This is a genomic window from Aquabacterium sp. OR-4 (genome assembly GCF_025290835.2).
GTDB lineage: Bacteria > Pseudomonadota > Gammaproteobacteria > Burkholderiales > Burkholderiaceae_C > Pseudaquabacterium.
The window spans coordinates 609,451-632,596 of the sequence record NZ_JAOCQD020000001.1 but is presented as its reverse complement, the minus strand read 5'-3'; the positions used below and the strand labels follow the sequence as shown (position 1 = coordinate 632,596).

General features: G+C 72.9%; 20 protein-coding genes. 8 read left to right on the top strand and 12 right to left on the bottom strand.

The annotated features are described in order from the left end of the window. Positions 1 to 81 precede the first annotated feature (81 nt). Genes gap through tkt form a run of 5 tightly spaced genes read right to left on the bottom strand, consistent with a single transcriptional unit; the run spans position 82 to position 5,794 of the window. Positions 82 to 1,077 (bottom strand): type I glyceraldehyde-3-phosphate dehydrogenase, encoded by a 996-nt coding sequence (gene gap / locus N4G63_RS02555; protein WP_314599307.1) that lies wholly within the window; start codon positions 1,075 to 1,077, stop codon positions 82 to 84. Positions 1,078 to 1,082: 5 nt separating this feature from the next. After that, a complete protein-coding gene (locus N4G63_RS02550) occupies positions 1,083 to 1,736 on the bottom strand; it encodes a hypothetical protein (RefSeq protein WP_260788916.1) in 654 nt (217 codons plus the stop codon). 24 nt (positions 1,737 to 1,760) lie between these two features. Beyond that, a complete protein-coding gene (locus N4G63_RS02545) occupies positions 1,761 to 2,528 on the bottom strand; it encodes a PmeII family type II restriction endonuclease (RefSeq protein WP_260788917.1) in 768 nt (255 codons plus the stop codon). Further along, the gene (locus tag N4G63_RS02540) at positions 2,518 to 3,714 is read right to left on the bottom strand and encodes a DNA cytosine methyltransferase (RefSeq protein ID WP_260788918.1); all 1,197 of its coding nucleotides are present in this window, start codon (positions 3,712 to 3,714) and stop codon (positions 2,518 to 2,520) included. The genes N4G63_RS02545 and N4G63_RS02540 overlap by 11 nt, the downstream gene beginning before the upstream one ends. Before the next feature lie 16 nt (positions 3,715 to 3,730). Further along, complete coding sequence (gene tkt, locus N4G63_RS02535; RefSeq protein ID WP_260788919.1) at positions 3,731 to 5,794, bottom strand: transketolase; 2,064 nt, start codon at positions 5,792 to 5,794, stop codon at positions 3,731 to 3,733. 225 nt (positions 5,795 to 6,019) lie between these two features. Here tkt and N4G63_RS02530 point away from each other — a divergent pair, with 225 nt between their 5' ends. The 6 genes from N4G63_RS02530 (at position 6,020) to N4G63_RS02505 (ending at position 11,795) form a co-directional block, all read left to right on the top strand. Beyond that, a complete protein-coding gene (locus tag N4G63_RS02530) occupies positions 6,020 to 6,595 on the top strand; it encodes a hemerythrin domain-containing protein (RefSeq protein WP_260788920.1) in 576 nt (191 codons plus the stop codon). Positions 6,596 to 6,661: 66 nt separating this feature from the next. Further along, positions 6,662 to 7,366 (top strand): nucleotidyltransferase family protein, encoded by a 705-nt coding sequence (locus N4G63_RS02525; protein WP_260788921.1) that lies wholly within the window; start codon positions 6,662 to 6,664, stop codon positions 7,364 to 7,366. A 137-nt stretch (positions 7,367 to 7,503) separates the two neighbouring features. Then, positions 7,504 to 8,985, top strand: coding sequence for a sensor histidine kinase (locus tag N4G63_RS02520; RefSeq protein ID WP_260788922.1), 1,482 nt, complete (start codon positions 7,504 to 7,506; stop codon positions 8,983 to 8,985). Beyond that, on the top strand, positions 8,982 to 9,710 hold the full coding sequence (locus N4G63_RS02515) for a hypothetical protein (protein ID WP_260788923.1): 729 nt from the start codon (positions 8,982 to 8,984) through the stop codon (positions 9,708 to 9,710). The genes N4G63_RS02520 and N4G63_RS02515 overlap by 4 nt, the downstream gene beginning before the upstream one ends. Beyond that, the gene (locus N4G63_RS02510; protein ID WP_260788924.1) at positions 9,707 to 11,257 is read left to right on the top strand and encodes a sigma 54-interacting transcriptional regulator; all 1,551 of its coding nucleotides are present in this window, start codon (positions 9,707 to 9,709) and stop codon (positions 11,255 to 11,257) included. Before N4G63_RS02515 ends, N4G63_RS02510 begins: the two co-directional genes overlap by 4 nt. A 190-nt stretch (positions 11,258 to 11,447) precedes the next feature. Continuing rightward, the gene (locus tag N4G63_RS02505) at positions 11,448 to 11,795 is read left to right on the top strand and encodes a BON domain-containing protein (protein ID WP_260788925.1); all 348 of its coding nucleotides are present in this window, start codon (positions 11,448 to 11,450) and stop codon (positions 11,793 to 11,795) included. 51 nt (positions 11,796 to 11,846) lie between these two features. Here N4G63_RS02505 and N4G63_RS02500 read toward each other — a convergent pair whose 3' ends face one another. Beyond that, positions 11,847 to 12,827 (bottom strand): potassium channel beta subunit family protein, encoded by a 981-nt coding sequence (locus N4G63_RS02500; RefSeq protein WP_260788926.1) that lies wholly within the window; start codon positions 12,825 to 12,827, stop codon positions 11,847 to 11,849. 256 nt (positions 12,828 to 13,083) lie between these two features. Here N4G63_RS02500 and N4G63_RS02495 point away from each other — a divergent pair, with 256 nt between their 5' ends. After that, on the top strand, positions 13,084 to 14,313 hold the full coding sequence (locus tag N4G63_RS02495; RefSeq protein ID WP_260788927.1) for an FAD-dependent monooxygenase: 1,230 nt from the start codon (positions 13,084 to 13,086) through the stop codon (positions 14,311 to 14,313). A gap of 384 nt (positions 14,314 to 14,697) precedes the next feature. Here the strand turns inward: N4G63_RS02495 and N4G63_RS02490 are convergent, their stop codons facing one another. Further along, entirely contained in the window at positions 14,698 to 15,861 is a 1,164-nt protein-coding gene (locus N4G63_RS02490; RefSeq protein ID WP_260788928.1) for a helix-turn-helix domain-containing protein, read from the bottom strand. 133 nt (positions 15,862 to 15,994) lie between these two features. Then, entirely contained in the window at positions 15,995 to 17,134 is a 1,140-nt protein-coding gene (locus N4G63_RS02485) for an ROK family transcriptional regulator (RefSeq protein WP_314599306.1), read from the bottom strand. A gap of 374 nt (positions 17,135 to 17,508) precedes the next feature. On the opposite strand from N4G63_RS02485, the gene N4G63_RS02480 reads away from it, so the two are divergent. Then, the gene (locus N4G63_RS02480; RefSeq protein WP_260788929.1) at positions 17,509 to 18,447 is read left to right on the top strand and encodes a carbohydrate kinase family protein; all 939 of its coding nucleotides are present in this window, start codon (positions 17,509 to 17,511) and stop codon (positions 18,445 to 18,447) included. On the opposite strand, the gene N4G63_RS02475 is transcribed toward N4G63_RS02480, so the two are convergent. The 4 genes from N4G63_RS02475 to N4G63_RS02460 all read right to left on the bottom strand — a co-directional run bounded on the left by N4G63_RS02475 (position 18,395) and on the right by N4G63_RS02460 (position 22,904). Further along, positions 18,395 to 19,510: a PEP-CTERM sorting domain-containing protein gene (locus N4G63_RS02475; RefSeq protein WP_260789533.1), complete on the bottom strand. Its 1,116-nt coding sequence runs from the start codon at positions 19,508 to 19,510 to the stop codon at positions 18,395 to 18,397. The genes N4G63_RS02480 and N4G63_RS02475 overlap by 53 nt on opposite strands. A gap of 89 nt (positions 19,511 to 19,599) precedes the next feature. Beyond that, entirely contained in the window at positions 19,600 to 21,468 is a 1,869-nt protein-coding gene (locus tag N4G63_RS02470; protein ID WP_260788930.1) for a PAS domain-containing sensor histidine kinase, read from the bottom strand. Positions 21,469 to 21,573: 105 nt separating this feature from the next. Then, the gene (locus N4G63_RS02465; protein ID WP_260788931.1) at positions 21,574 to 22,392 is read right to left on the bottom strand and encodes a carbon-nitrogen hydrolase family protein; all 819 of its coding nucleotides are present in this window, start codon (positions 22,390 to 22,392) and stop codon (positions 21,574 to 21,576) included. A 77-nt stretch (positions 22,393 to 22,469) separates the two neighbouring features. Next, a complete protein-coding gene (locus N4G63_RS02460) occupies positions 22,470 to 22,904 on the bottom strand; it encodes a hypothetical protein (protein WP_260788932.1) in 435 nt (144 codons plus the stop codon). Between the last annotated feature and the right edge of the window lie 242 nt (positions 22,905 to 23,146).

The following is a 23,146-nucleotide window of genomic DNA, read 5'->3' as shown; positions in this document are numbered from 1 at the left end:
CACGTGAAGAAATGCTGCCTGTCGGTAACGCTGCGATACCGGCCGGGCGGCGCACTGCCGCCCGGGCCCAGGCCGCGCCGATCAGGCGATCACGCGCACCATCTCGAGCACCTTGTTCGAATAGCCCCACTCGTTGTCGTACCAGCTCACCACCTTGACGAAGGTCTTGTCCAGCGCAATGCCGGCCTCGGCGTCGAACACGCTGGTGCAGCTTTCACCGCGGAAGTCGGTGGCCACCACCTTGTCCTCGGTGTAGCCGAGCACGCCCTTCATGGCACCTTCACTGGCCGCCTTCATCGCGGCGCAGATCTCGGCGTAGCTGGCTTCCTTCTCCAGCTCGACGGTCAGGTCGACCACGCTCACGTCGCTGGTCGGCACGCGGAAGGCCATGCCGGTGAGCTTCTTGTTCAGCTCGGGGATCACCACGCCCACCGCCTTGGCCGCGCCGGTGCTGCTGGGGATGATGTTCTCGAGGATGCCGCGGCCGCCGCGCCAGTCCTTGTTGCTGGGGCCGTCCACGGTCTTTTGCGTGGCGGTGGCGGCGTGCACCGTGGTCATCAGGCCGCGCTTGATGCCCCAGGTGTCGTTCAGCACCTTGGCCACCGGTGCCAGGCAGTTGGTGGTGCAGCTGGCGTTGCTGATGATGGCCTGGCCGGCATAGCTCTGGTGATTGACGCCGTAGACGAACATCGGCGTGTCGTCCTTGCTGGGCGCCGAGAAGACCACCTTCTTGGCACCGGCGGCCAGGTGCTTCTCGCCAGCGTCCTTGGTCAGGAACAGGCCGGTGGCCTCGACCACGATGTCGGCGCCGATCTCGCCCCACTTCAGCTCGGCGGGGTCCTTCACGGCCGTCAGGCGGATCTTGTTGCCGTTGACGATCAGGTGGTTGCCCTCCACCGACACCTCGCCCTTGAAGCGGCCGTGCACGCTGTCGTACTTGAGCATGTAGGCCAGGTAGTCGGGCTCCAGCAGGTCGTTGATGCCGACCACCTGGATGTCGGAGAAGTTGGCGATGGCGGCACGGAACACCATGCGCCCGATGCGGCCGAAACCGTTGATGCCGATCTTGATGGTCATGTCTGTCACTCCTTGTTGGTGGATGGGGTTGATTCGATTTTGTAGCAGGGCACCTGGAAATGGGTGGTGTCGCCGTAGACCGCGTCGAGCAGCCGGGTCGGACCTTCCAGCTTGAGCGCTCGCAACCAGGCCATGAACGGCTGCCGCTCGGCGCGCCAGTTGTCGCGCTGAACCACGTGGTTGGGCAGCTCGGGCTGCCGCGCAGTGAAGCTCACATTGAACGGGCAGCCCATGCCGGTGCTGTCGGGCGGCATGCGCTCGCGTTGCTCGGACTGCACCGGGCGGTCGGCCTCGGGCCGGAACACGTAGTCGAAGCGCACGGTCGACGGGCCCTCGCGCGCCTCAAGGCAGGGCACGCGCAGGTGCTGCACATGGTCGCGCACGGCCTCGACAAAGGTGCTGCCCCCCTCGTGCGACAGGATCTCGAGCGCCGGCCTGAGATCGGCGCTGGTGAACCGCAGCTCCACCAACACCTTGCCGGCCTTGCCGCGCTTGAACGGCTCGAAGGGGTAGACCGGCTGATCGCCGGGGGCGCCGGGCAGCACGGTCAGGCAGCGCTGGGCGGCGGTGGGCTCCTGCGTGGCCACGGCCTGCGCCCGCGCCGCGCCCGATGCCAGCATCGCCAGCAGCGTCAGGGCGATGGCGGCATGGTGGCGCATAGGTGTCGGTCGGACGAAACGGCTTCAGCCAAGATCTTTCAACCGCGCCGGCCTTGCCACCGAGCTGTTGAACGCTACCAGTGCATCCCAGAGAACCTCGCCATCGTCACCCACAAAGTGCAGCATGAACTGCTTCAACAGGCGGCACTGCGCCCGCTCAAACTGAGCGCGGTATGCCGCGCCATGCTCGGTTGCGAATGGCGCCATGGCCCGGCTGATGCGAAGGTAGAAGTCCTCTTCTCCCGAGAGCTCGCGCCAGAACGCCTGGCCCGCGAGCTTCTCTACGGCGGACTCCGCGCGTACGGCCTTGCGGCCATAGCCATAGCCGATGATCGGCCTGAACATCTTGTTGAGCTTTTTCAAGCGGGCCTGCAAAGCCTTGAATTCGGCCGACTGCCCCTTGTCACTCTGCGAATTGAAGATGTTCTTGCCTGATTTGACCGACACCGCCAGATAGGCGTCCGGCGTTTCAATTGCAATGTCCTGTCCCGCGCCAGCGCCCACATTGACCTGCACACCCTTTTTGTGCCCAACGCCATGCCTGGCCGCAAAGACTGCCAAAGGCTCCAGAAAATCATTGCCGAAAATCGTCTCGTCAGAACTGGAAACGCGAGCAATCAGCAACTGTTCGATGAAATTTGACGGCTTGGTCAGCCCGAGTGCGCGATACAGATAGGGATTCTTCGCGAGCAGATCACTCAAGGTCAGGCGGTCGAGCGCCGCGAAGCGCTTCTGGTAGAGCACTTCGAGGAGACGGCCGACCTCTGCGCCAAGCGCCGCGTCACTGATCATCGTTGCCCCCTGGCAACCATGCCATGCGTTTGTGCACCGACGTTCCTCGCATTCGCTTGACCTTGACCTCTGCATTGCCCTGCGCCACGGCGAGCAGCATCTGGCCCAGGGCTCGCCCCAACGGCACCGGGACAGCATTGCCAATCTGCCGATACGCTTCGGCCGAACGCCCCTCGAACACCCAGTTGTCAGGGAATTGCTGAATGCGGGCGTATTCCCTCACCGACAAAGTTCGAAGTTCGGTGGGGTGACAAAGCATGGTCGCCTTCTGATTGGGCGACGTGACCAAGGTCGGCGAAGGCTCCGAGAAGCTCAAACGGCGGAAGAAGCCCACCTTGCCTCCGCCTGACTCAAAGGCGCCGCCCATGGCTTCGCGCGCGACGTGCGACGGCAGGCTCTTCCAGTTTCCCCCGGCAGGCACCATGGCGAGGTATCTCCTGGCCTGGGCAGAAAGACTGGCACAGGGCCCGGGATCACCCAGCTCGCGCAGTGCATCCTCCAGGGTGCGCCAGCGGCACTCTGGGTTTTGATGCCGGTGGAAGTGCGTGGGGATCGGTAAAAAGATGTCCTCCGCATCTCGGCTGCCGACGATGACCAGCCGTTCGCGGAACTGTGGCGTGCCGTAGTGCACCGCATCCAGCACGCCATGCACTGTCTTGTATCCCGCGTCCCCGAATGCCTCCAGGATCTCATCCAGCAAGGGCGGCGAGTCAGGATCATCGGCACGGCTTGGCATGCTGGCGAGGCCCTTGACGTTCTCCATGATGAAGAAGCGCGGCCGCAGGGCTTCGACCACAGCGACGAAGTGTTCGTACAACTGGCCGCGTTCGTCTTCTGCGCCCAGGCGCTTGCCGGCCGTGGAAAACGGCTGGCAAGGCGGACCGCCCACAACGGCGAACACCTTCTTGGGCGAGATGCCCGCCACGTCAGTCAGGAAGCGACAGTGCGGGTCATCTGCCAGCAGGTCACGGATATCACCTTCCACCGCGACGTGCCCGTTTCGACGCATGGTTTCCACGCACCAGCGGTCAATGTCCTGCGACACAGCAACCCGCAGACCGGCTTCGTTGAGTCCGAGATCCAAGCCCATCGCGCCGGAGAACAGCGACACCACCGGGTACGAATGAAGCGCATTCTCCCGGCGTGTCTCATCCGACGCCTGAAAGAGCGGCAGCGCAACATTCATCTCTGCGCCCCTGCGCTTACTTGCCCAGCACCTTGCGCACCGTGGCCACCAGGTTGTCGGCCGTGAGGTGGAAGTGCTTGAACAGTTCGGGCGCCGGTGCGCTCTCGCCGTAGGTGTCGATGCCGATCACCGCGGCGCAGCCGTATTTCCACCAGAAGTCGGTGATGCCGGCCTCGATGGCGATGCGCGGCAGCTTGGCTGGCAGCACGCTCTGCTTGTACTTCATGCCCTGGCGGTCGAACACCGTGGTGCTGGGCATCGAGACCACGCGCACCGCGATCTTGCGCTGGGCCAGCGCGGCCTGGGCGTGCAGCGCCAGCTGCACCTCGGAGCCGGTGGCGATGATCACCGCCTGGGCCTTCTTCTTCAGGCCCACTTCGCTGGGCTCGGCCAGCACATAGCCGCCCTGGGTGATGACGTCGGCATCGGCCTTGGGCGCGTAGGGCAGGTTCTGGCGGCTCAGCAGCAGCGCGCTGGGGCGCTGGCGGTTGGCCAGGGCCATGCTCCAGGCCACGGCGGTTTCGGTGGTATCGGCCGGGCGCCACACGTCCAGGCCGGGGATCAGGCGCAGGCTGGCGGCATGCTCCACGCTCTGGTGCGTGGGGCCGTCCTCGCCCAGACCGATCGAATCGTGGGTGAAGACATGGATCACGCGCAGCTTCATCAGCGCGGCCATGCGGATGGCGTTGCGGCTGTAGTCGCTGAAGGTGAGGAAGGTGCCGCCGTAGGGGATGTAGCCGCCGTGCAGGGCCACGCCGTTCATGATGGCGGCCATGCCGAACTCGCGCACGCCGTAGTTGATGTGGCGGCCGATGCGGCCGTCCGCACCCTCGCCGGCCTCGGTCTTGACCACCGAGCCATCGGCGGCCATGCGCAAGGCCGGCGTGCTCTTGGTGTTGGTGAGGTTGCTGCCGGTCAGGTCAGCCGAGCCACCCAGCATCTCGGGCAGCTTGGCGGTGAAGTGCTCCAGCGCGATCTGGCTGGCCTTGCGGCTGGCCACGGTCTCGGCCTTGTCGTGGGCGCTGCCCACGGCCTCGACGGCCACCTCGGCAAAGCCGGCCGGCAGATCGCCCGCCATGCGGCGCGCGAACTCGGCCGCCAGCTCGGGGAAGGCGGTCTTGTAGCTGGCAAAACGCTGCGCCCACTCGGTTTCGGCGGTGTCGCCGGCGGCCTTGGCGTCCCAGGCGGCGTAGGCGGCCTCGGGCATCACGAAGGGCTCATGCACCCAGCCCAGGGCCGCGCGGGTGAGCTTGATCTCTTCAGCGCCCAGCGGCTCGCCGTGGGCCTTGCTGGTGCCGGCGCGGTTGGGCGAACCCTTGCCGATGGCGGTCTTGCAGATCACCAGCGTGGGCTTCGTGGCCGAGCCCTTGGCCTGGGCGATGGCGGTGCTCACCGCGGCAGCGTCGTGGCCGTCGATCGGGCCGATGACGTTCCAGCCATAGGCCTCGAAGCGCTTGCCGGCGTCGTCCACGTACCAGGGCTGCACCTGGCCGTCGATGGAGATGCCGTTGTCGTCGTACAGCGCGATCAGCTTGTTGAGCTTCCAGGCGCCGGCCAGCGCGCAGGCCTCGTGGCTGATGCCCTCCATCAGGCAGCCGTCGCCCAGGAAGGCGTAGGTGTGGTGGTTGACCACGCTGTGGCCGGGGCGGTTGAACTCGGCGGCCAGCAGCTTCTCGGCCAGCGCCATGCCCACGGCATTGGTGATGCCCTGGCCCAGCGGGCCGGTGGTGGTCTCGATGCCCGGGGTGATGCCCACCTCGGGGTGGCCGGGGGTCTTGCTGTGCAGCTGGCGGAAGTTGCGCAGCTCGCTCATCGGCAGGTCGTAGCCCGACAGGTGCAGCAGCGCGTAGATCAGCATCGAGCCGTGGCCGTTGCTGAGCACGAAACGGTCGCGGTCGGGCCACAGCGGGTTGGCCGGGTTGTGCTTGAGGTGCCCGCCCCACAGCGCCACCGCGATGTCGGCCATGCCCATGGGCGCGCCGGGGTGGCCGCTGTTGGCCTGCTGCACGGCGTCCATCGCCAGCGCGCGGATCGCATTGGCCATCAGGCCGAGGGTGTCGGGGGAGGTCGGGAGGGCCATGCGCGGTGCCGGGGTGGTGCTTGGAGGGGTGCTGGCGCCCGCAGGGAGGGCAGGCGTCAGGGCGGGAAAACGCCGGATTTTAGACGCGCGCGCCAGCGCGCCGGCTGTTGACGGCACGCCGGCGCCTGCGCGAGCGCGCTTGATCCTGCGCAAGGTGCGGCGGCCGCACTGGCGCGAGCCTTGGGCCTGACCCGACCACTGCAGCCCGCCGCCCGCGGCCCCACCATGCGACACCCCTCTCTCCACGTGATCCAGGACGAGCACCAGGCGCTGGCCGCCATGCTGCGCTCGATGGTGCTGCTGGTGCAGCAAACCCGCCGCGATGGCAAGGCGCCCGATTTCGACGTGCTGCGCGCCATGCTGCTGTACGTGGACGAGTTTCCCGAGCGCCTGCACCACCCGAAGGAAAGCGAGCTGCTGTTTCCGCTGGTGCGCGCGCGCTGCCCGGCGCTGGCCGACACGCTGGACAAGCTGGACGCCGACCACGCCCGCGGCGAGGCCGCCATCCGCCGCCTCGAGCATGCGCTGCTGGCCTACGAGGTGCTGGGCGAGCCGCGTCGCCAGGCCTTCGAGACCGCCCTCGACCGCTATGTCGATGCCTACCTGTTGCACATGGCGGTGGAAGAGCGCGAGATCCTGCCTGCCGCGCGCGAGCACTTCAGCCCCGAGGACTGGCTGGCGCTGGACGAGGCCTTTGCCGCCAACCGCGACCCGCTGACCGGCCATGCCGCCGACGGTGCCTACGAGCCGCTGTTCCGCAAGATCGTGCAAAGCGCGCCGGCACCCATCGGGCTGGGGTGAGCCAGGCCTGCAGGCCTGGCCGTGGGCCGCGGTGGCCTGCGGCAGGCCCCCTACACTGCCGGCCCGATGAGCCAAGCCCCCAACCTCAAGGCCCTGATCCTGGCCGCCGGCCGCGGCGAACGCCTGCGCCCGCTCACCGATCACACGCCCAAGCCGCTGCTGCCGGTGCATGGCCAGCCGATGATCACCTGGCACCTGGCCGCGCTGGCGCGTGCCGGCGTGCGCGAGGTGGTGATCAACACCGCCTGGCTGGAAGACCGGTTTGCACCCGCGCTGGGCGATGGCCAGCGCTGGGGCCTGACCCTCCATTACTCGATGGAAGGCCGCGACCACGGCGGCGCGCTCGAGACCGCCGGCGGCATTGCCAAGGCCCTGCCGCTGCTGGGTGAGTGCTTCTGGCTGGTGTCGGGCGACATCGTGGCGCCGGGCTTCACCTTCGACGCCGAGACCGCGCAGCGTTTTGCCGCCAGCGGCGACGACGCCCACCTGTGGCTGGTGCCCAACCCCGACTTCCACCCGCGGGGCGATTTCGCGCTGGATGCGGCCGGCCGCGTGCAGCGCCCGGCCGAGGGCCATCCGACGCCGCTGACCTATGCCAACCTGGCCCTGGTGCGCGCCAGCCTGGTGGCCGGGGTCACGCCCGGCACGCATGCGCCACTGGGCCCGCGCCTGTTTGCCGCCGCCGCGGCCGGGCGCCTGGGCGGCAGCCTGTGGCCCGGCGCCTGGCAGAACGTGGGCACGCCGGCCCAGCTGGCCGCGCTGCAGGGTTGACAGGCTGGGGGTCTGACAGGCCCTCAATCGCATCCAGACGCAAGCTTGCGCTGCAGCTTGCAACAAGTGCAAGCAGGCGCCAGCGCCGGCGCGCGGCAGCGCCGCAGAACGCGCCGTTCGTGGCTTAGGCTGCGGCTGTGTCCGCCGTTCTGCCCAAGTTCTCGCTGCAGCGGCCCACCCTGGGGCCGGCGCCCTGGGGCCGGGGCCTGTCGTTTCGCCAGCTGCTGCTGGCCGCGCTGCTGCTGATCACCGCCCTGATGGGTGGCGCCGCGGTGCAGGCCTTGTCGGCGCTCGACCGCTCGGCCTGGCAGGGCCGCCAGGCGGCGCAGGACGCCGTGGCGCTGACCGCACGCGCCCAGTCGCTGGCCGAGCTCACCGTGGCCATGGAGCGCAGCGCGCGCCAGTACCTGGTGCTGGAGGACCCCGGCCTGCGCCAGCGCTTCGACGCCGCGCTGCGCGAGGCGCGCACCCAGGCCGGCGGCATGGCGGCCGCGCCCGATGCAGCGCTGCAGGCCTGGGGCCAGCAGGCCGACGCGGTGGTGGCCATCCTGCAGCAGCCCGGGCGCCGGCCGCGCGAGGCCCTGGCCCAGCTGGGCCCGCGCTTTGTGCGCCTGCATGCCCTCAACGAGACGCTGGGCGCGCAGGGCCGCCAGGTGCTGCAGCAGCGCCAGCGCGAGCAGCTGGCCGCGCTGGAGCGCCAGCAGCGGCTGATCAGCGCGCTGGTGCTGGGCACCCTCGTGCTGGGCGCCGGCCTGGCCTGGGGCCTGGCGCACTGGCTGGCGCGGCCGATGGCCCAGCTGGTGCAGGCCATCGGCCGGCTGGGCAACAACCAGCTCGAGGCACCGATCCAGGTGCGCGGGCCGGCCGATCTGCGCCAGCTGGGCCGGCAGCTCGACTGGCTGCGCCTGCGCCTGGCCGAGCTGGAGTCGGACCAGGCGCGCTTCGTGCGCCATGTCTCGCACGAGCTCAAGACCCCGCTGGCCGCCATCCGCGAGGGCGTGGCGCTGCTGCAGGACGGCGTGGCCGGCCCGCTGGCGGCCGACCAGGCCGAGATCCTGCGCATCCTGCATGACAACAGCCTGGCCCTGCAGCAGCAGATCGAGGCCTTGCTGCGCTACCAGGCGCTGGCCTTCGAGACGCCGCGCGCGCCGCGCCAGCGCCAGCCGCTGGCGCCGCTGCTGCACGCCGCCGCTGAGGCCCAGCGCCTGCAAAGCGCGGCCAAGGGCCTGCACGTCACGGTGCAGGCCGACGCCAGCGTGACGGCCGCGATCGACCCCGAGACCCTGGGCAGCGCGGTGGCCAATCTGCTGAGCAATGCGCTGCGCTTCAGCCCGGCCGATGGCCAGGTGACGCTGCGCGCCGGCCACACCCCCGAGGGCGTGCAGATCGACTGCATCGACCAGGGCCCCGGCGTGGCCGAGGCCGACGCCGCGCATGTGTTCGAGCCCTTCTTCCAGGGGCGCCCGCCACCACCCGATGCCAGCGGCACGCCACCGGCGCGCCAGGGCAGCGGCGTGGGCCTGGCCATCGTGCGCGAGGTGGCCCAGGCCCATGGCGGCAGCGCCCGCCTGCTGCCCAGCGCCCACGGCGCGCATTTCTGCATCCAGCTGCCCCGATGACCCCGACCGTTCCCCACCCGCCCGCCTGCCGTGGCCCCATCCATGGCCGCGCTCTTGGCCGCGCTCTTGGCCGCGCTCTTGGCCCAGACCTTGGCCCAGACCTTGGCCCCGCCCCTGGCCCTGCCCATGGCGCCCACCGTGGCGCCCACCCGCCGGCCGGGCCGCGCCCGTGGCGGCAGCGCGGCCCGCTCAGCCGGGCCCGGCTGGCCACCCTGGCCACCCTGGCCGCGCTGCTGGGGGCCTGCCAGCTGCTGCCCCCCGCCCCGCCAGCCGCGCCGGCCCTGCCCGCCACCCCGGCCGCCGCGGCCGCCAGCGCGGCGCCAGCGGCCTCGGCCACGCTGGCCAGCGCGCCCTGCACACCGGCGGCCAGTGCCAGCGCCACCGCCGGTGATGAGCGCCAGGCGCTGCTGGCCACGGCCCTGCGCCGCGCCGGCACGGCCAGCCAGTTGCGCGCCGGTGTGCCGGCGCCGGCGGCCGAGCTGGCGGCCGCCCAGCAGCAGCTGGCGGCGGCCAGCGCGCAGCTGCCGGCCGACGACGCGCTGCAGCCGCTGGCGACGCTGATGGCCGCCCGCCTGGCCGACCAGCGCCGCTGGCAGGACAGCCTCGAGCGCCTGAGCAGCCAGCTGCGCGACAGCCAGCGCCGCGGCGAGCAGCTGCAGGACAAGCTCGAGGCGCTGAAGGCGATCGAGCGGGCCCTGCCCGCCGCCGCGGCGGCCAGCCGATGAACACCGCCGCCCGCCCATCCGGCAGCGGCAGCGGCAGCAGCGCCGGCCAGGGCCTGCACGCCGGCGCCAGCGCGGGCGCGGCCGGCAGCGCGGCGCCGCACATCCTGCTGGTGGACGACGATCCCGACCTGCTGCGCCTGCTGACCTTGCGCCTGCGCGCCGCCGGCCATGCGGTGCAGGCGGTGGGCAGCGCCGAGGCCGCGCTGGCCCATCTGGCGCTGCACCGGCCGGCGCTGGTGATCAGCGATGTGCGCCTGCCCGGCCAGGACGGCCTGCAGCTGTTTGACCAGATCCGCAGCCGCCACCCGGTGCTGCCGGTGATCCTGCTCACCGCGCACGGCACCATCCCCGACGCCGTGGCCGCCACCGCGCGCGGCGCCCACGCCTACCTCACCAAGCCCTTTGACGGCCGCGCGCTGCAAGACACCGTGCAGCAGGCCCTGCAATGGGCGGCGCCCGCGGCGGCAGCGCCCGCCGATGGCCCGGCGCGTGGCGGCGCCAACCCGCCCGGCCCGGCCGACGAGCGCGCCGCGCAGGGCGCCTGGCGGCGCGAGCTGATCAGCCGCAGCCCGGTGATGGCCGCCGTGCTGGCCGAGGCGCGGCTGGTGGCCGCCACCGATGCCAGCGTGCTGATCACCGGCGAAAGCGGCACTGGCAAGGAGCTGCTGGCGCGTGCCATCCACCGCGCCAGCCCGCGCGCGGCCAAGCCTTTCGTGGCGGTGAACTGCGCGGCGATTCCCGAGCCGCTGCTCGAATCCGAGCTGTTCGGCCATGCGCGCGGCGCCTTCACCGGCGCGCAGAGCGCACGCAAGGGCCTGTTCGTGGCGGCCGAGGGCGGCACGCTGTTTCTCGACGAGATCGGCGACATGCCGCTGGCGCTGCAGGTCAAGTTGCTGCGCGTGCTGCAGGAGCGCCAGGTGCGCCCGGTGGGCACCGAGCAAAGCCTGGCGGTGGATGTGCGCGTGCTGTCGGCCACCCACCGCCAGCTCGACGCGGCGCTGGCCGCCGGCCAGTTTCGCAGCGACCTGTACTACCGCCTGAACGTCGTGCGCCTGGCGCTGCCGCCGCTGGCCCAGCGCCGCGAAGACATCGTGCTGCTGGCCCAGCACTTTCTGCACAGCCTGGCCAGCCGTTACCGCAAGACCCTGCACGGCTTTGCGCCCGAGGCGCTCGAGGCCCTGGTGCAGGCGCCCTGGCCCGGCAATGTGCGCCAGCTGCACAACGCGGTGGAGCAGGTGTGCGCGCTGGCCACCGGCGCGCTGGTGCCGCTGTCGCTGGTGCAGCGCGCGCTGCATCTGCCCAATGCGCCGGTGCTCGACTACGCCAGCGCACGCCAGCAGTTCGAGCGCGACTACCTGATCGGCCTGCTCAAGCTCACCGCCGGCCAGGTGGCCGACGCGGCGCGGCTGGCCCAGCGCAACCGCACCGAGTTCTATCGCCTGCTGCAGCGCCACGGCCTGCAGCCGCAGCTGTTTCGCGACGGGGCCGACGCGCTGTCGCCATCCGGCGACACGCCCGGGCCCGGCCCATCAAGCACTTGGCGCTGAAGGCCGCCAGGCTGTCGCCACCCGGCGACAAAAAACCCGCCCCAGCCGCCGTCAAGGCGTGCAAAAGCACCGCTTGAGCCGCCAAGTGATTGCTGCGCAAGGGTTTTTTCTGCTGGCACGGCGATTGCCCTTGAGTGCTTGTGGCGCCACCCGGTGCCGCGATCTCAACCCCCCATCGTCGGAGAAGCTCATGACCCACACCCTCACCCTGTCGCGCCTGCTGGCCACCACCGCACTTGGCCTGGGCATCGCGCTGGCCGCACAGGCCGCCGACGTGGCGCAGCAGCCGCAACAACAGCCGCAACAACCGGCCGCCGCCAGCTCGGCCGACGACAGCCAGATCACCGCCCGCGTGAAGGCCGCGCTGATGGAAGACCAGCGCCTGGCCGCGCTGAAGATCAGCGTCAGCACCACCGCTGGCGTGGTGGTGCTCAGCGGCACCGCGCCGAACGCCGAGTCGGCCGACACCGCGCTGAAGCTGGCCGCCGCCGTGCCGGGCGTCAAGGACGTGAAGAGCGAGCTCAAGCTGCAGGGCTGATCGCCCCAGGTGGCACCGGGCCGCGCGCAGCGCGCCCTGGCGCCACCGGCCTCAAGCGGCCAGCGGGCTGGTGATGGCGTCGATGCGCGCCAGCACCTCGGGCGTGAGCTTGTCGGCCATGGCCAGCGCGCCCAGGTTGTCATGCAGCTGCGACAGGCGCGACGCGCCGGTGATCACGCTCGACACGCGCGGGTTCTTGCTGGCCCAGGCAATGGCCAGCTGCGCGGTGCTGCCGCCCAGCTCGGCGGCCAACGGCGCCAGCTGCGCCACCGCGGCGTTCTTGGCGGCATCGGTCAGGCCGTCGCGCAGGAAGGCCAGGTTGTCCATCGCGCCGCGCGAGTCGGCCGGCACGCCGTCGCGGTATTTGCCGGTGAGCAGGCCCGAGGCCAGCGGGCTCCAGGTGGTCAGGCCCAGGCCGATGTCCTCGTACAGCCGGGCGTAGTCCTTTTCGACCCGCTGGCGGTGAAACAGGTGGTACTGCGGCTGCTCGACCACCGGCTTGTGCAGGTGGTGGCGGTCGGCGATCTCCCAGGCGGCGCGGATGTCGCCCGCGCTCCACTCGCTGGTGCCCCAGTACAGCGCCTTGCCGCGGCTGATCATGTCGCTCATGGCCCACACCGTCTCCTCGATCGGCGTGTGCGGATCGGGGCGGTGGCAGTACACCAGGTCGACAAAATCGAGCCCGAAGCGCTGCAGCGAGGCATCGATGGCCTGCATCAGGTACTTGCGGTTGAGCGTGTCCTTGCGGTTGATGGCCGCGCCGGCGCGATCCAGGCCCCAGAAGAACTTGGTGCTCACCACATAGTTCAGCCGCGGCCAGCCCAGGCGCTGCAGGGCCTGACCCATCACCACCTCGCTCTGGCCGCCGGCATAGGCCTCGGCGTTGTCGAAGAAGTTGATGCCGGCGTCGTAGGCGGCGGCCATCATCTCGACGGCGGCCTCCAGGTTCACCTGGTTGTTGTAGGTGACCCAGGAGCCGAGCGACAGCTCGCTGACCTGCAGGCCGCTGCGGCCCAGACGGCGATAACGCATGAAGAGGTGTCCTTGTGCATTGGAGGCAGGTCGCGCGCCGGGCGCACGGCCATTGAGCGCCGCAGCCTAGCGCAAGCGCCACCGCCCCGGCAGGGGCCAGGCGACGGGCCACGGCCTGGCGGGCCTGGATGGCGATCGGCTATCGTCTCGCGTGGCCGGTGCCGCCAGGCCCGGCGTCCGCCGTCACCCCGCCGTCACCCCGCCGTCACCCCGCCGTCACCCTCCACCCCGTGCCCCGCATCCAAGAGCCCTGCCCGTGAGCCATCCCTGGAAGATCGCCGTCATCGGTGCCGGACCGGCCGGCCTGGCGCTGGCCCTGCATGCCGCGCGCCGCCTGCCGGCGGCCGACATCTCGCTGTTCGACGCCCGCCCGCTCGAGCGCGACGTGGCGGCCGATCCGCGCACGCTGGCGCTGTCGCTGGGCAGCGTGATCTGGCTGCGGCGCCTGGGCGCCTGGCCGGCCGCGGCGGCGCAGCCCATCCTCGAGGTGCATGTCTCGCAGGCGCCGCCCACGCTGGCGCTGCTGGGCGCGCCGGCCGAGGTGCGCCTGAGCGCGGCCGACGAAGGCGTCGAGCAGCTCGGCGCGGTGCTCAGCTACGGCGCGCTGGTCAGCCGCCTGCAGCAGGCCTGGCTGGCCCTGGCCGCCGATTCGCCGCGGCTGCACAGCCGCTTCGGCCTGCCGGTGAGCCAGGTGCGTGCCCTGGCGGCCGATGGCCGCGGCCCGGGCGGCGGCGCCGAGGTGGATGCCGGCGTGGCCGAGCGCTTTGACCTGGCGGTGGTGGCCGAGGGCGGCGTGTTTGCCGAGCAGGCGCGCAAGGCCGTGGTGCACGACTACCGCCAGACCGCCTGGGTGGGCACCGCCACGCTGGCCGGCGCCACGCCAGGCCGCGCGGTCGAGCGCTTCACCCGCCATGGCCCGGTGGCCCTGCTGCCGCTGCCACCGGCCCCGCCGCTGGCCGGCGCCGCGGCGGCCCCGCTGCGTGCCGCGCTGGTGTGGTGCGTGCCGGCCGACGATGACCCGGTGGCCGCGCTCGGCGAGGCCCAGCGCGTGGCCGTGCTCAACAGCCTGCTGCCCGAGGCGGCGGGCCGCGTCAGCGCACTGTCGCCACTCAAGCACTTTGCGCTGGGCCTCAATGCCGAGCGCACGCTGGTGGATGGCGCGGTGGTGCGCATCGGCAATGCCGCGCAAACCCTGCACCCGGTGGCCGGCCAGGGCCTCAACCTGGGCCTGCGCGATGCCGCGGTGCTGGTCGAGGCGCTGCGCGAGGCCACGCCCGACGCGCTGCCGCAGGTGCTGCGCCGGCTCGAGTGGCAGCGCGCCCCCGACCGCTGGAGCATGATCGCCGCCACCGATTTTCTGGCACGCAGCTTCACCTGGGCCTGGCCCGGCCTGCCCGCGGCCCGCGGCCTCGGCCTGGCCGCACTGCAGGCACTGCCGCCGCTCAAGCACCTGCTGGCGAGGCAGATGATGTTCGGGCGGCGGTGAATGGTGCACCCGGCCCCGCGGTTACGCGGGGCCACCCGCCGGGCGGGTTGGCGGGCCGGCTTGGGGCGGCCCGGCGCTCGGCCCGCTGGGGCACCCGGCCCCGCGCATACGCAGGGCCACCCGCCGGGCGGGTTGGCGGGCCGGCTTGGGGCGGCCCGGCGCTCGGCCCGCTGGGGCACCCGGCCCCGCGCATACGCAGGGCCACCCGCCGGGCGAGTTGGCGGGCCGGCTTGGGGCGGCCCGGCGCTCGGCCCGCTGGGGCACCCGGCCCCGCGCATACGCAGGGCCACCCGCCGGGCGAGTTGGCGGGCCGGCTTGGGAGCGGCCCGGCGCTCGGCCCGCTGGGGCACCCGGCCCCGCGGGTACGCGGGGGCAGCCGCAGCGTCAATGTCCCGTTGCGGGTGTGCCCAGCCGGCGGTAGATGGTGCTGCGGCTGATGCCCAGGCGCCGCGCGGCGGCCGAGACGTTGCCGCCCTGCGCGTCCAGTGCGGCATGGATGGCGCGCAGCTCCAGGTCGCGCAGGCGTGTTTCGGCCTCGGCCTCGGATGGGGCGCCGGCCGCCGGATGGCCGGGGGCCAGACCGGCCAGGTTGGGCGACGGCGGCGGCGCGGCTGCAGGCGTGCCGCCGCGCGGTGCGCTCTCGAAGCGCGCCATCACCAGCAGGCCGTCGTGGCTGTGCATCTCGACCAGGTCGCCGCCCTGGCGGCGCAGCGAGGCGCCGAACAGCGCGCCCAGGCGCCGGTCGAAGCACTGGGTGAAGGGCCGGCCCAGCAGCGCACCGCGCGGCTGGTTCAGCAGCCGGCAGGCGCTGCGGTTGGCGCCCACTACGCTGCCCGCGGCATCCACCATCAGCAAGGCCTCGTGGGCGGTGTCGACCATCTCGGCGCGCGGGTGGAAGTGCACCACCACGCGTTCGTCGCCAGGCACGAACTGGCGGTTCTCGATGGCCAGCGCGGCATCCTGCACCAGGGTCTGGACATCGAAGCCGGGCACGTTGTCGTAGCAGGTGATGTCGAGGGCGGCCAGACGCTCGCCGCGCGGGCCGTCGACGGGCGCGGCCACGCAGAAAAACGGCCGCAGGTTGGCAAAAAAGTGCGCCTCGCGGCCCACCAGGTAGGGCAGGCCCTCGGCCAGCGCGATGCCCGGCGCGGTGGTGCCCACGCAGCGCTCGGCCACGTTCATGCCCACGCGGGTGGCCAGGCGCAGCACCGGGTGCACGACGCTGTCGTGGGCCATGCGGTCGATGATCACGCCGCGCGGGTTGAACAGCATCACCACGCCGCCCGCGCCGCCCACGGCCGAGGCCAGGCGCTCGGTCTCGGGCCGGGCGCTGCGCACCAGCGGGCCCCATTCGTCGTCCAGCTCGGCCAGCATGGCGCGGCCCACCAGCTCGAAGTTGACCGATTCGTGCTCGCGCATGCCGGCGTCGCGGCAGCGCTGCCACGAGCGCAGCAGCGGCGCCTCGTCGGCGCGCGGCGAGATCCAGGGCGAGACCCGGTAGTGGCTGCGCACGTTGAGCAGCCGGTGTTCGAACTCGGTCGCGATCATGCGCAGGGTTCCTTGCCGGCCGGATGGGCGGCTGCGCGGCACTCTACGCAGGCCCTCCGGCGCCCGCAGCTAGGGAATGTGCGGTGTGGCGGCCCTGCCCGCCCCGGGCCGCCCGGGTGGCCGGGGGCCGGGTTCAGGCGCTCGCCGGCCAGGCGCCGCGCTCGGGCGCGAAGGCCGCGTGCAGCGGCAGCCAGGCACCGCCCAGCGCCCGCGCATCGGCTCCAACGCTGCCGGGCAGCAGCTGCGGCCGGGCCACGCCTTCCCAGCGGTAGGCCTGCAGCGCCTGCGCGCTGCGGGCCAGCAGCGCGGCCAGCAGCGCGCGGTCGAACGCACCGTCGATGAGCACGGTGTCGAGGTCGAGCAGGCAGGCGGCGCTGTGCACGGCCAGCGCGATGGCCGGCGCGGCCTCGTCCAGCCAGGCCTCGGTGTGCCCGCGCCAGGGCGCTTGCAGCGCGCGCGCATCGGCCACCGCCTCGGGCGCCAGGCCGGCCGCGCGGTAGCGGCGCTCCAGGCTCAGCAGCGAGGCCCGGCTGAGCAGCTGCGGTGGCCCATCGGGCGCCGCAGCCGGCCCGGCCATGGCCAGCGACAGCGAGCCGACGGCGCCGGCATTGCCCTGGTCGCCGGCGCGCAGCTGGCCATCGAGCACCAGGCCGCCGCCGATGAAGGTGTCGACAAACAGGTACAGGTAGTTGGGCAGGCCGCGACCGCGCCCGGCCACCAGCTCGGCCACGCAGGCGGCGGCGGTGTCCTTCAGCAGCATCACCGGCAGCTCGGTGCAGCTTGCCAGCGCGGCGCGCAGGTCCAGCGTCTGCCAGCGGGCGGCCAGCTCGGGCGGCATGTCCAGCAGGGTCTGCCAGCCGCCCAGCTGCTGCGGCGCGGCCACACCCACGCCCTGCACCCGCGCCCAAACCGCCGGCGCCAGCTGCCCGCGCAGCGCGCCCAGGCGCTGGCCGATCTCGTGCAGCAGCGCCTGCGGCTCGGGGTGGGTGTAGGCCAGCGACCAGCGCTGGCGCACCGCGCCGTGAAAGTCGACCACCAGCGTGTCGAGGCTGCGGCGGCCCAGCTGGATGCCCACCGACAGCGCGCCATCGGGGTTGAGGGACCAGGGCAGCGCCGGCTGGCCGACCTTGCCGCGCACCGGCTCGCCACGCAGCAGCAGGCCGTCGGCCTCGAGCCGGCGGGTGATCAGCGACACCGCCTGGGCGCTGAGCCCGGTGCAGCGCGCCAGCTCGGCACCGGCCAGCGCGCCCATCTGGCGAATGGCCTGCAGCACCAGACGCTCGCCCGGCTGGCGCGGGCCGGGCGCGCGGGCGCCGGGCAGAGGCTGGCGCGCGACCCGCGCCGACGCCCCGGCGGCCGGGCGGGGGATCGGACGTGGGGTCGGGCGCGGCGGAGCACTGCGGGGCATGGCGGATCGGCTTGGCGCGCGGTTTGGCGTGCAGCTTGGGGCTTGGGTGCCTGGCGGGGCGGCGGGCAGGGCAGTCGGCCGCTGATCCGCCGGGGGACTGGCCAAATTCTGCGGACCATGGTTCAATAAATCAAGCAACTTGATTTATAACCCCCGCGGCCGCGCCGCAGCGCGGCCGGCAGCAGCCCCATCGCCTGGTAGCGCCCCCCCGGCGCCGGGCGGTGACCAGGAGACCCAGCATGTTCATCGTCAGCGGCGAGGCCTTGTTCGACGTGTTCGCCACCGGCGACACCGCCACCGGCATCGGCTTCGACGGCCGCATCGGCGGCTCGCCGTTCAATGTGGCGCTGGGCCTGGCGCGGCTGGGCCAGCCGGTGGGCTTCTTGGGCGGCATCGGCACCGGCTTTGCCGGCGAGCGCCTGCTGCGCGCGCTGCGCGAGGAGGGCATCGACACCCGCTGCACGCCGCTGCTGCAGGCCCCCACCACGATCAGCCTGGTCGGCGTGGACGCGCAAGGCGTGCCCAGCTATGCCTTCTACGGCCACGGCTGCGCCGACCGGCTGCTGCAGCCGGCGCACCTGGCGGCCATTCCGCCCGAGGCACGGGCCTTTCACTTCGGCTCGTTCGCGATGGTGGTGCCGCCCACCGCCGACACCCAGCGCCTGCTGGTCGAGCGTGAAAGCGCGCGCAGCCTGATCAGCTACGACGTCAATGTGCGCACCAATGTGCAGCCCGATCTGGCGGTGTGGCGTGACACCCTGGCCTGGATGCTGCCGCGCACCCAGCTGCTGAAGCTGAGCGACGAAGACCTCGCGCTGCTCTACCCCGGCCGCGCCATCGACGACTTTGCCGCCGAGGCCCTGGCCACCGGCACGCCCTGGCTGGTGGTCACCCGTGGCGGCGAGGGTGCGGTGGCCTTCCACGCCACGGCCGGCCGCGTGGCGCTGCCGGCGCTGCCGCCCGAGCAGGTGAAGCTGGTGGACACGGTGGGCGCGGGCGACACCTTCCAGGCCGCCCTGCTGACCTGGCTGGCCGAGGCCGGCCGGCTCACGCCCGCCGCGGTGGCGGCGCTGGATGCGGCGGCGCTGCGCGAGGCCCTGGGCTTTGCGATGCGCGCGGCCGCCATCACCTGCGGCCGTCGCGGCGCCGATCTGCCGCGCCGCGCCGAGCTCGGCTGAACCAGCCGATCAGCGCCAGGCCCAGCAGCACGCAGGCCAGCGTGCCGGGCTCGGGCACCGACTGCGCCGGCCGATCGTCGGCAAAGGCGAACAGCCCCTCGCCGCCGCCGTCCTCCAGCGCCGCGGGCAGGCGGCGCATGGGGCCGGGCGGTGCCGGCTCGGCCACCGCCAGCAGGCGCGGCGCCCGCTCGCCCTGCTGCGACAGCACCGAGACGTTGCCGCAGACCTCGGGCACCATCACCGCATACACCCGGCCGCCGGCGTCGGCCGCCTCGTACAGCGCGGCCGGCTCCATGTGGCCGGCGGCAAAGTTCACGCGCGCATTCACGCACAAGGTCTGGCCAAAGGTCAGTGCCACGCGGCGCGGGTCAAAACGCCGACCGCTGCCCAGCGCGCGGATGCCCTCGCGCCGGATCTCCAGCCGGTCGGTGGGCGTGCCGGCCGCCACCTGGGCGGCCACCTGGCGCACCACCTCGTCGGGCAGGCGCGCCGACTGCAGCGCCTGCACCACCGTGCCACGGTAGGGGTTGCGGCCGGGCTGGCCCCACACGCAGTGCTGGCGGTAGCTGAGCGCCGGCTCGGCCGGCAGCGCGGCCTGGGCGCCTTGCGCCAGCGCGCTGGCCTGGGCGCCCTGCCGCCACAGCGCGGCCCGCCGCGCCGTGGCCGGCGGCAACCAGGCCTCGCCCGCCGCGCCAGAGGCCGGTGCCGTCAGGGCCGATGCCGCCGCGGCCGGCGGCTGCAGCAGCGCATGCGCGGGCGCCAGCGCCTCGCCCTCGAAATGCACGCCGGGCGCGCCCAGGCGGTAGGGATCGGCCCCGGTGGCGGCCGACCACAGGGTCAGCGCCAGGCTGGCGGCACCGGCCGACAAGGCCAGCAGCAGCAACAGCGGCAGGGCCCGCGCCGCCAGCCGGCCGGCCCAGGCCTCGGCACGAGCGCCTGCCGCACGGCGGCGGCGCACGCGGCGCCGGCGCACCACCGCCACGGCCGGCCCGGCCGATGGGGCGGGCGGTGCCGGCGCAACAGGTGCAGCGGAGGGGGACGGATCGGGCGGTACGGCAGCCATGCTCACGAACGCCTGCCACCGCCATGGCGGCAGGTCGTCCGTGGGCTATCGGCCGCCCGGGGCCGCAGCTTGAGCCCGGGCGCGGTGAATCAGCCGGCGGTGGGGTCGTCCAGCCAGCGCAGCAGCAGCGTGTACAGCTGCGCGGCGTCGATCGGCTTGGTCAGGTGGTCGTCCATGCCGGCCTGCAGGCAGGCGCCGCGCTCGGCGGCAAAGGCGGTGGCGGTCAGCGCCACCACCGGGGTGCGCGGGCAGGCGCTGCGCGCCTCGTGGGCGCGCCACTCGCGCGTGGCGGCCAGGCCGTCCATCACCGGCATCTGCACGTCCATCAGGATCAGCGCCGGCGCCTGGCGCTGGGCCTCGCCGAGCGCCTGCGCGCCGTTGGCGGCCAGGGCCACGCACAGGCCGGCCGCGTGCAGCAGCTCGCTGGCCACCACCTGGTTGATCGGGTTGTCCTCCACCAGCAGCACGCGGCGCCCGGCATGGCGCTGGCGCAGCGCCTGCACAGCGGCGCCCACATCCAGCGGCACCGGTGCCGGCACCTGTGGCGGCGGCAGCACCAGCGTGAACGCGAAGCGCGCACCCTCGCCGGGCCGGCTGTCCACCTCGATGCGCCCGCCCAGCAGGGCCACCACCTCGCGCGAGATGGCCAGGCCCAGGCCACTGCCGCCGTAGCGCCGGGTCATCGAGGCGTCGCCCTGCTCGAAGGGCTGGAACAGCGTGGCCAGGCGCTCGGGTGCGATGCCGGGGCCGGTGTCGGCCACCTCGAAACGCACCCGCCAGCCGGTGGCGGGCGGCTGGCCCGGGTCGGGGCACAGCGCCGCTGTCAATGTGACCTGCCCCTGCTCGGTGAACTTCACCGCGTTGCCGGCCAGGTTCAGCAGCACCTGGGTCAGGCGGGTGGCATCGGCATGCACCCGCACCGGCACATCGCCCACCTGCAGCGCCAGCACCAGGCCCTTGGCGCGCGCACGCTCGGCCAGCAGCGCCTGCACGCGGTCCAGCAGCGCCGGCAGGTCGAAATCGCGCGGCTCCAGCGTGAGCTTGCCGGCCTCCACCCGCGACAGGTCGAGGATGTCGTTGATCAGCGCCAGCAGGTGGCGCGAGGCGTCTTCCACATGCGCCAGCCGGCGTGCCGAGGCCGCGGCCTCGCTGTCCTGGCGCAGCAGCTGCACCAGGCCCAGGATGGCGTTGAGCGGCGTGCGGATCTCGTGGCTCATGTTGGCCAGGAAGGCGCTCTTGGCGCGTGTGGCGGCCTCGGCCCGGGTGAGGGCGGCGGCCAGCTCGCGCTCGCGCGCCTTCTCGGCACTGAGGTCGGTGGCCAGCACCACGAAGCCCACCACCTGCTCGCCACGCCGGTCGGGCACGTAGTGCGCCAGCGAGGTGCAGGGCTGGCCGGCGGGCGTGGTGTCGTCGCGCTCGAAGCGCTGGGCCCGGCCTTCGAGCACCGCCGCCACATGCGGCGCGTTGTGCGCGGCGCGGCGATCCCAGGGCGGGCCCAGATCGGCGATGCGGCGCCCCTGCATCTGCGCCGGCGTCACGCCATGCCAGTCGCAAAAGCCGCGGTTGGCAAAACGGCAGCGGTTGTCGCGGTCCCAGTAGCTCAGGCGCCCGGGCAGGCTGTCGGCCACCAGGCGCAGAAAATCCTCGGTGGCGCTGCGGTCGGCCAGGGCCCGGGCCAGCGCCTGCTGCTGGCACCGGCCTTCGGCAGCGGCCAGCGCCAGTCGCTGCGCACCGCGCGCCTGCTCGCGCTGCCGCGCCAGCACCGCGGCACAGGCCGCCAGGCCCAGGCCGCAGACCACGACCCACGCGGCCCAGCCCGCCGCCGCCCCGGCAAGCGCCGGCGCGCCCGCCCCGGCCGCCAGCACCAGCCGGCGCAGTGCCAGGGCCGCGCCGGCCAGGCACAGGCAGGCCAGGCCCGCCAACAGCCTGGCGTGCCATCGGGACGGGATGCCTGCCATGGCCGCATCCTATCGTGGCCGCTCATCCTGCATGTTGTCACCGGTGACCGGGTATGCCCGCAAACAGGGGCCCGGCAGGCCGCCGGCGGGCCGCTCAGCCCGGGCTCACAGCCGGCGGTGCGCCAGTGCCGGCAGCTGCTGGCGCACCTCGGCCAGGTGGCCGGCCGAGGCTTCGGCCAGCACCACCGCCTCGCCCTCGGGCTGGCAGGCCAGCAGCGTGCCCCAGGGGCTGGCCACCAGGCTGTGGCCCCAGGTGCGGCGACCGTTCTCGTGCAGGCCGCCCTGGGCCGGCGCCAGCACATAGCACTGGTTCTCCACGGCGCGGGCACGCAGCAGCAGCTCCCAGTGCGCCTGCCCGGTGGTGTGGGTGAAGGCCGAGGGCACCACCAGCAGATCGCAGGGCGGCTGCATCAGCGCGCGGTAGAGCTCGGGAAAGCGCAGGTCGTAGCACACCGACAGACCCACCCGCCAGGCCCGCCCGCCCAGCCGGGCCTCGAAGGCCACCGGCGCGGTGCCGGCCTCGAGCACGCGGCCTTCGTCGTAGCGCTCGCGGCCGTTGTCGAACGCGAACAGGTGCATCTTGTCGTAGCGCGCCACGCAGCGCCCGTCGGGCGCGTAGACCAGGCTGGCATTGCGCACATGCTCGGCATCGGCGCCGCGCAAGGGCAGCGTGCCGCCCACCAGGTACAGGCCATGGCGCTGCGCGGCGGCGGCCAGAAAGGCCTGGATCGGGCCGTCGCCCTCGGCCTCGGCCACCAGCAGCTTGTCGCGGTCGCTGCGGCCCAGCAGGCAGAAGTACTCGGGCAGGGCCACCAGCTGCGCCCCGGCGTCGGCGGCCTCGGCGATCAGGCGGCCGGCAGCGGCCAGGTTGCGGCCCACGTCGGGCGTGGACACCATTTGCAGGGCGGCGATGTGGAGCGTCATGCGCCCATCATCGCGCACACGCGGAAGGTGGTTGCGGCACGTGGTTGCGGCCGGTGGTTACGGCAGGCGGCAGCCGCTCACGAGCGCGCCAGGCCGGGTTGCGCCGGTGCCGGCGCCGACCGCTGCAGCCCCGCCAGCTGCAGCGCCGCGAACAGCGACACCGAGGCCAGGTTCATCAGCAGCCAAACCGTGCCCAGCGTGCGGATGCCGGCCAGGCCCAGTGACGGCCCGGCCAGCACGATGGCCAGGCTGGCCGCCGCCCACAGCAGATTGGCCCCCACCACGCCCTGCACCAGCGGCACGGCCAGCCCCCGGCTGCGCGCCAGCAGGGCCAGCACGGCGGCATAGACCAGCATGAACACACCGGTTTCGGTGAGCAGGGCCAGCGGCAGGCCCAGCCAGGCCGCCGCCGTGGCGCCCAGCGCCAGCTGCAGCAGGCCGCTGGCGGCACTGACCACGGCATCGAGAACGAGGGCGCCGCGCAGCAGCGGCGAGGGCAGGACAGAACGCATGGCAAAGCTCCAGGGTGGGTGGTTCAGGCGCGACCGGCTGGGTCCCGCTGGCCCGCATTCTTCGCAACCGCGGTAGGCGGCGCGATTCCCTGGCAGGTAATGGCGGCGCCGCAGGGCGGGCCGCAGAATCGGCCCAAGCCATCCAGCCATCCAGCCATCCAGCCATCCAGCCAGCCGGCCTGCAGGCCAGCCCTTGTCCAGCGATCAAGCAGCGATCAGGCAGCCATCAACCGGCTGCCACC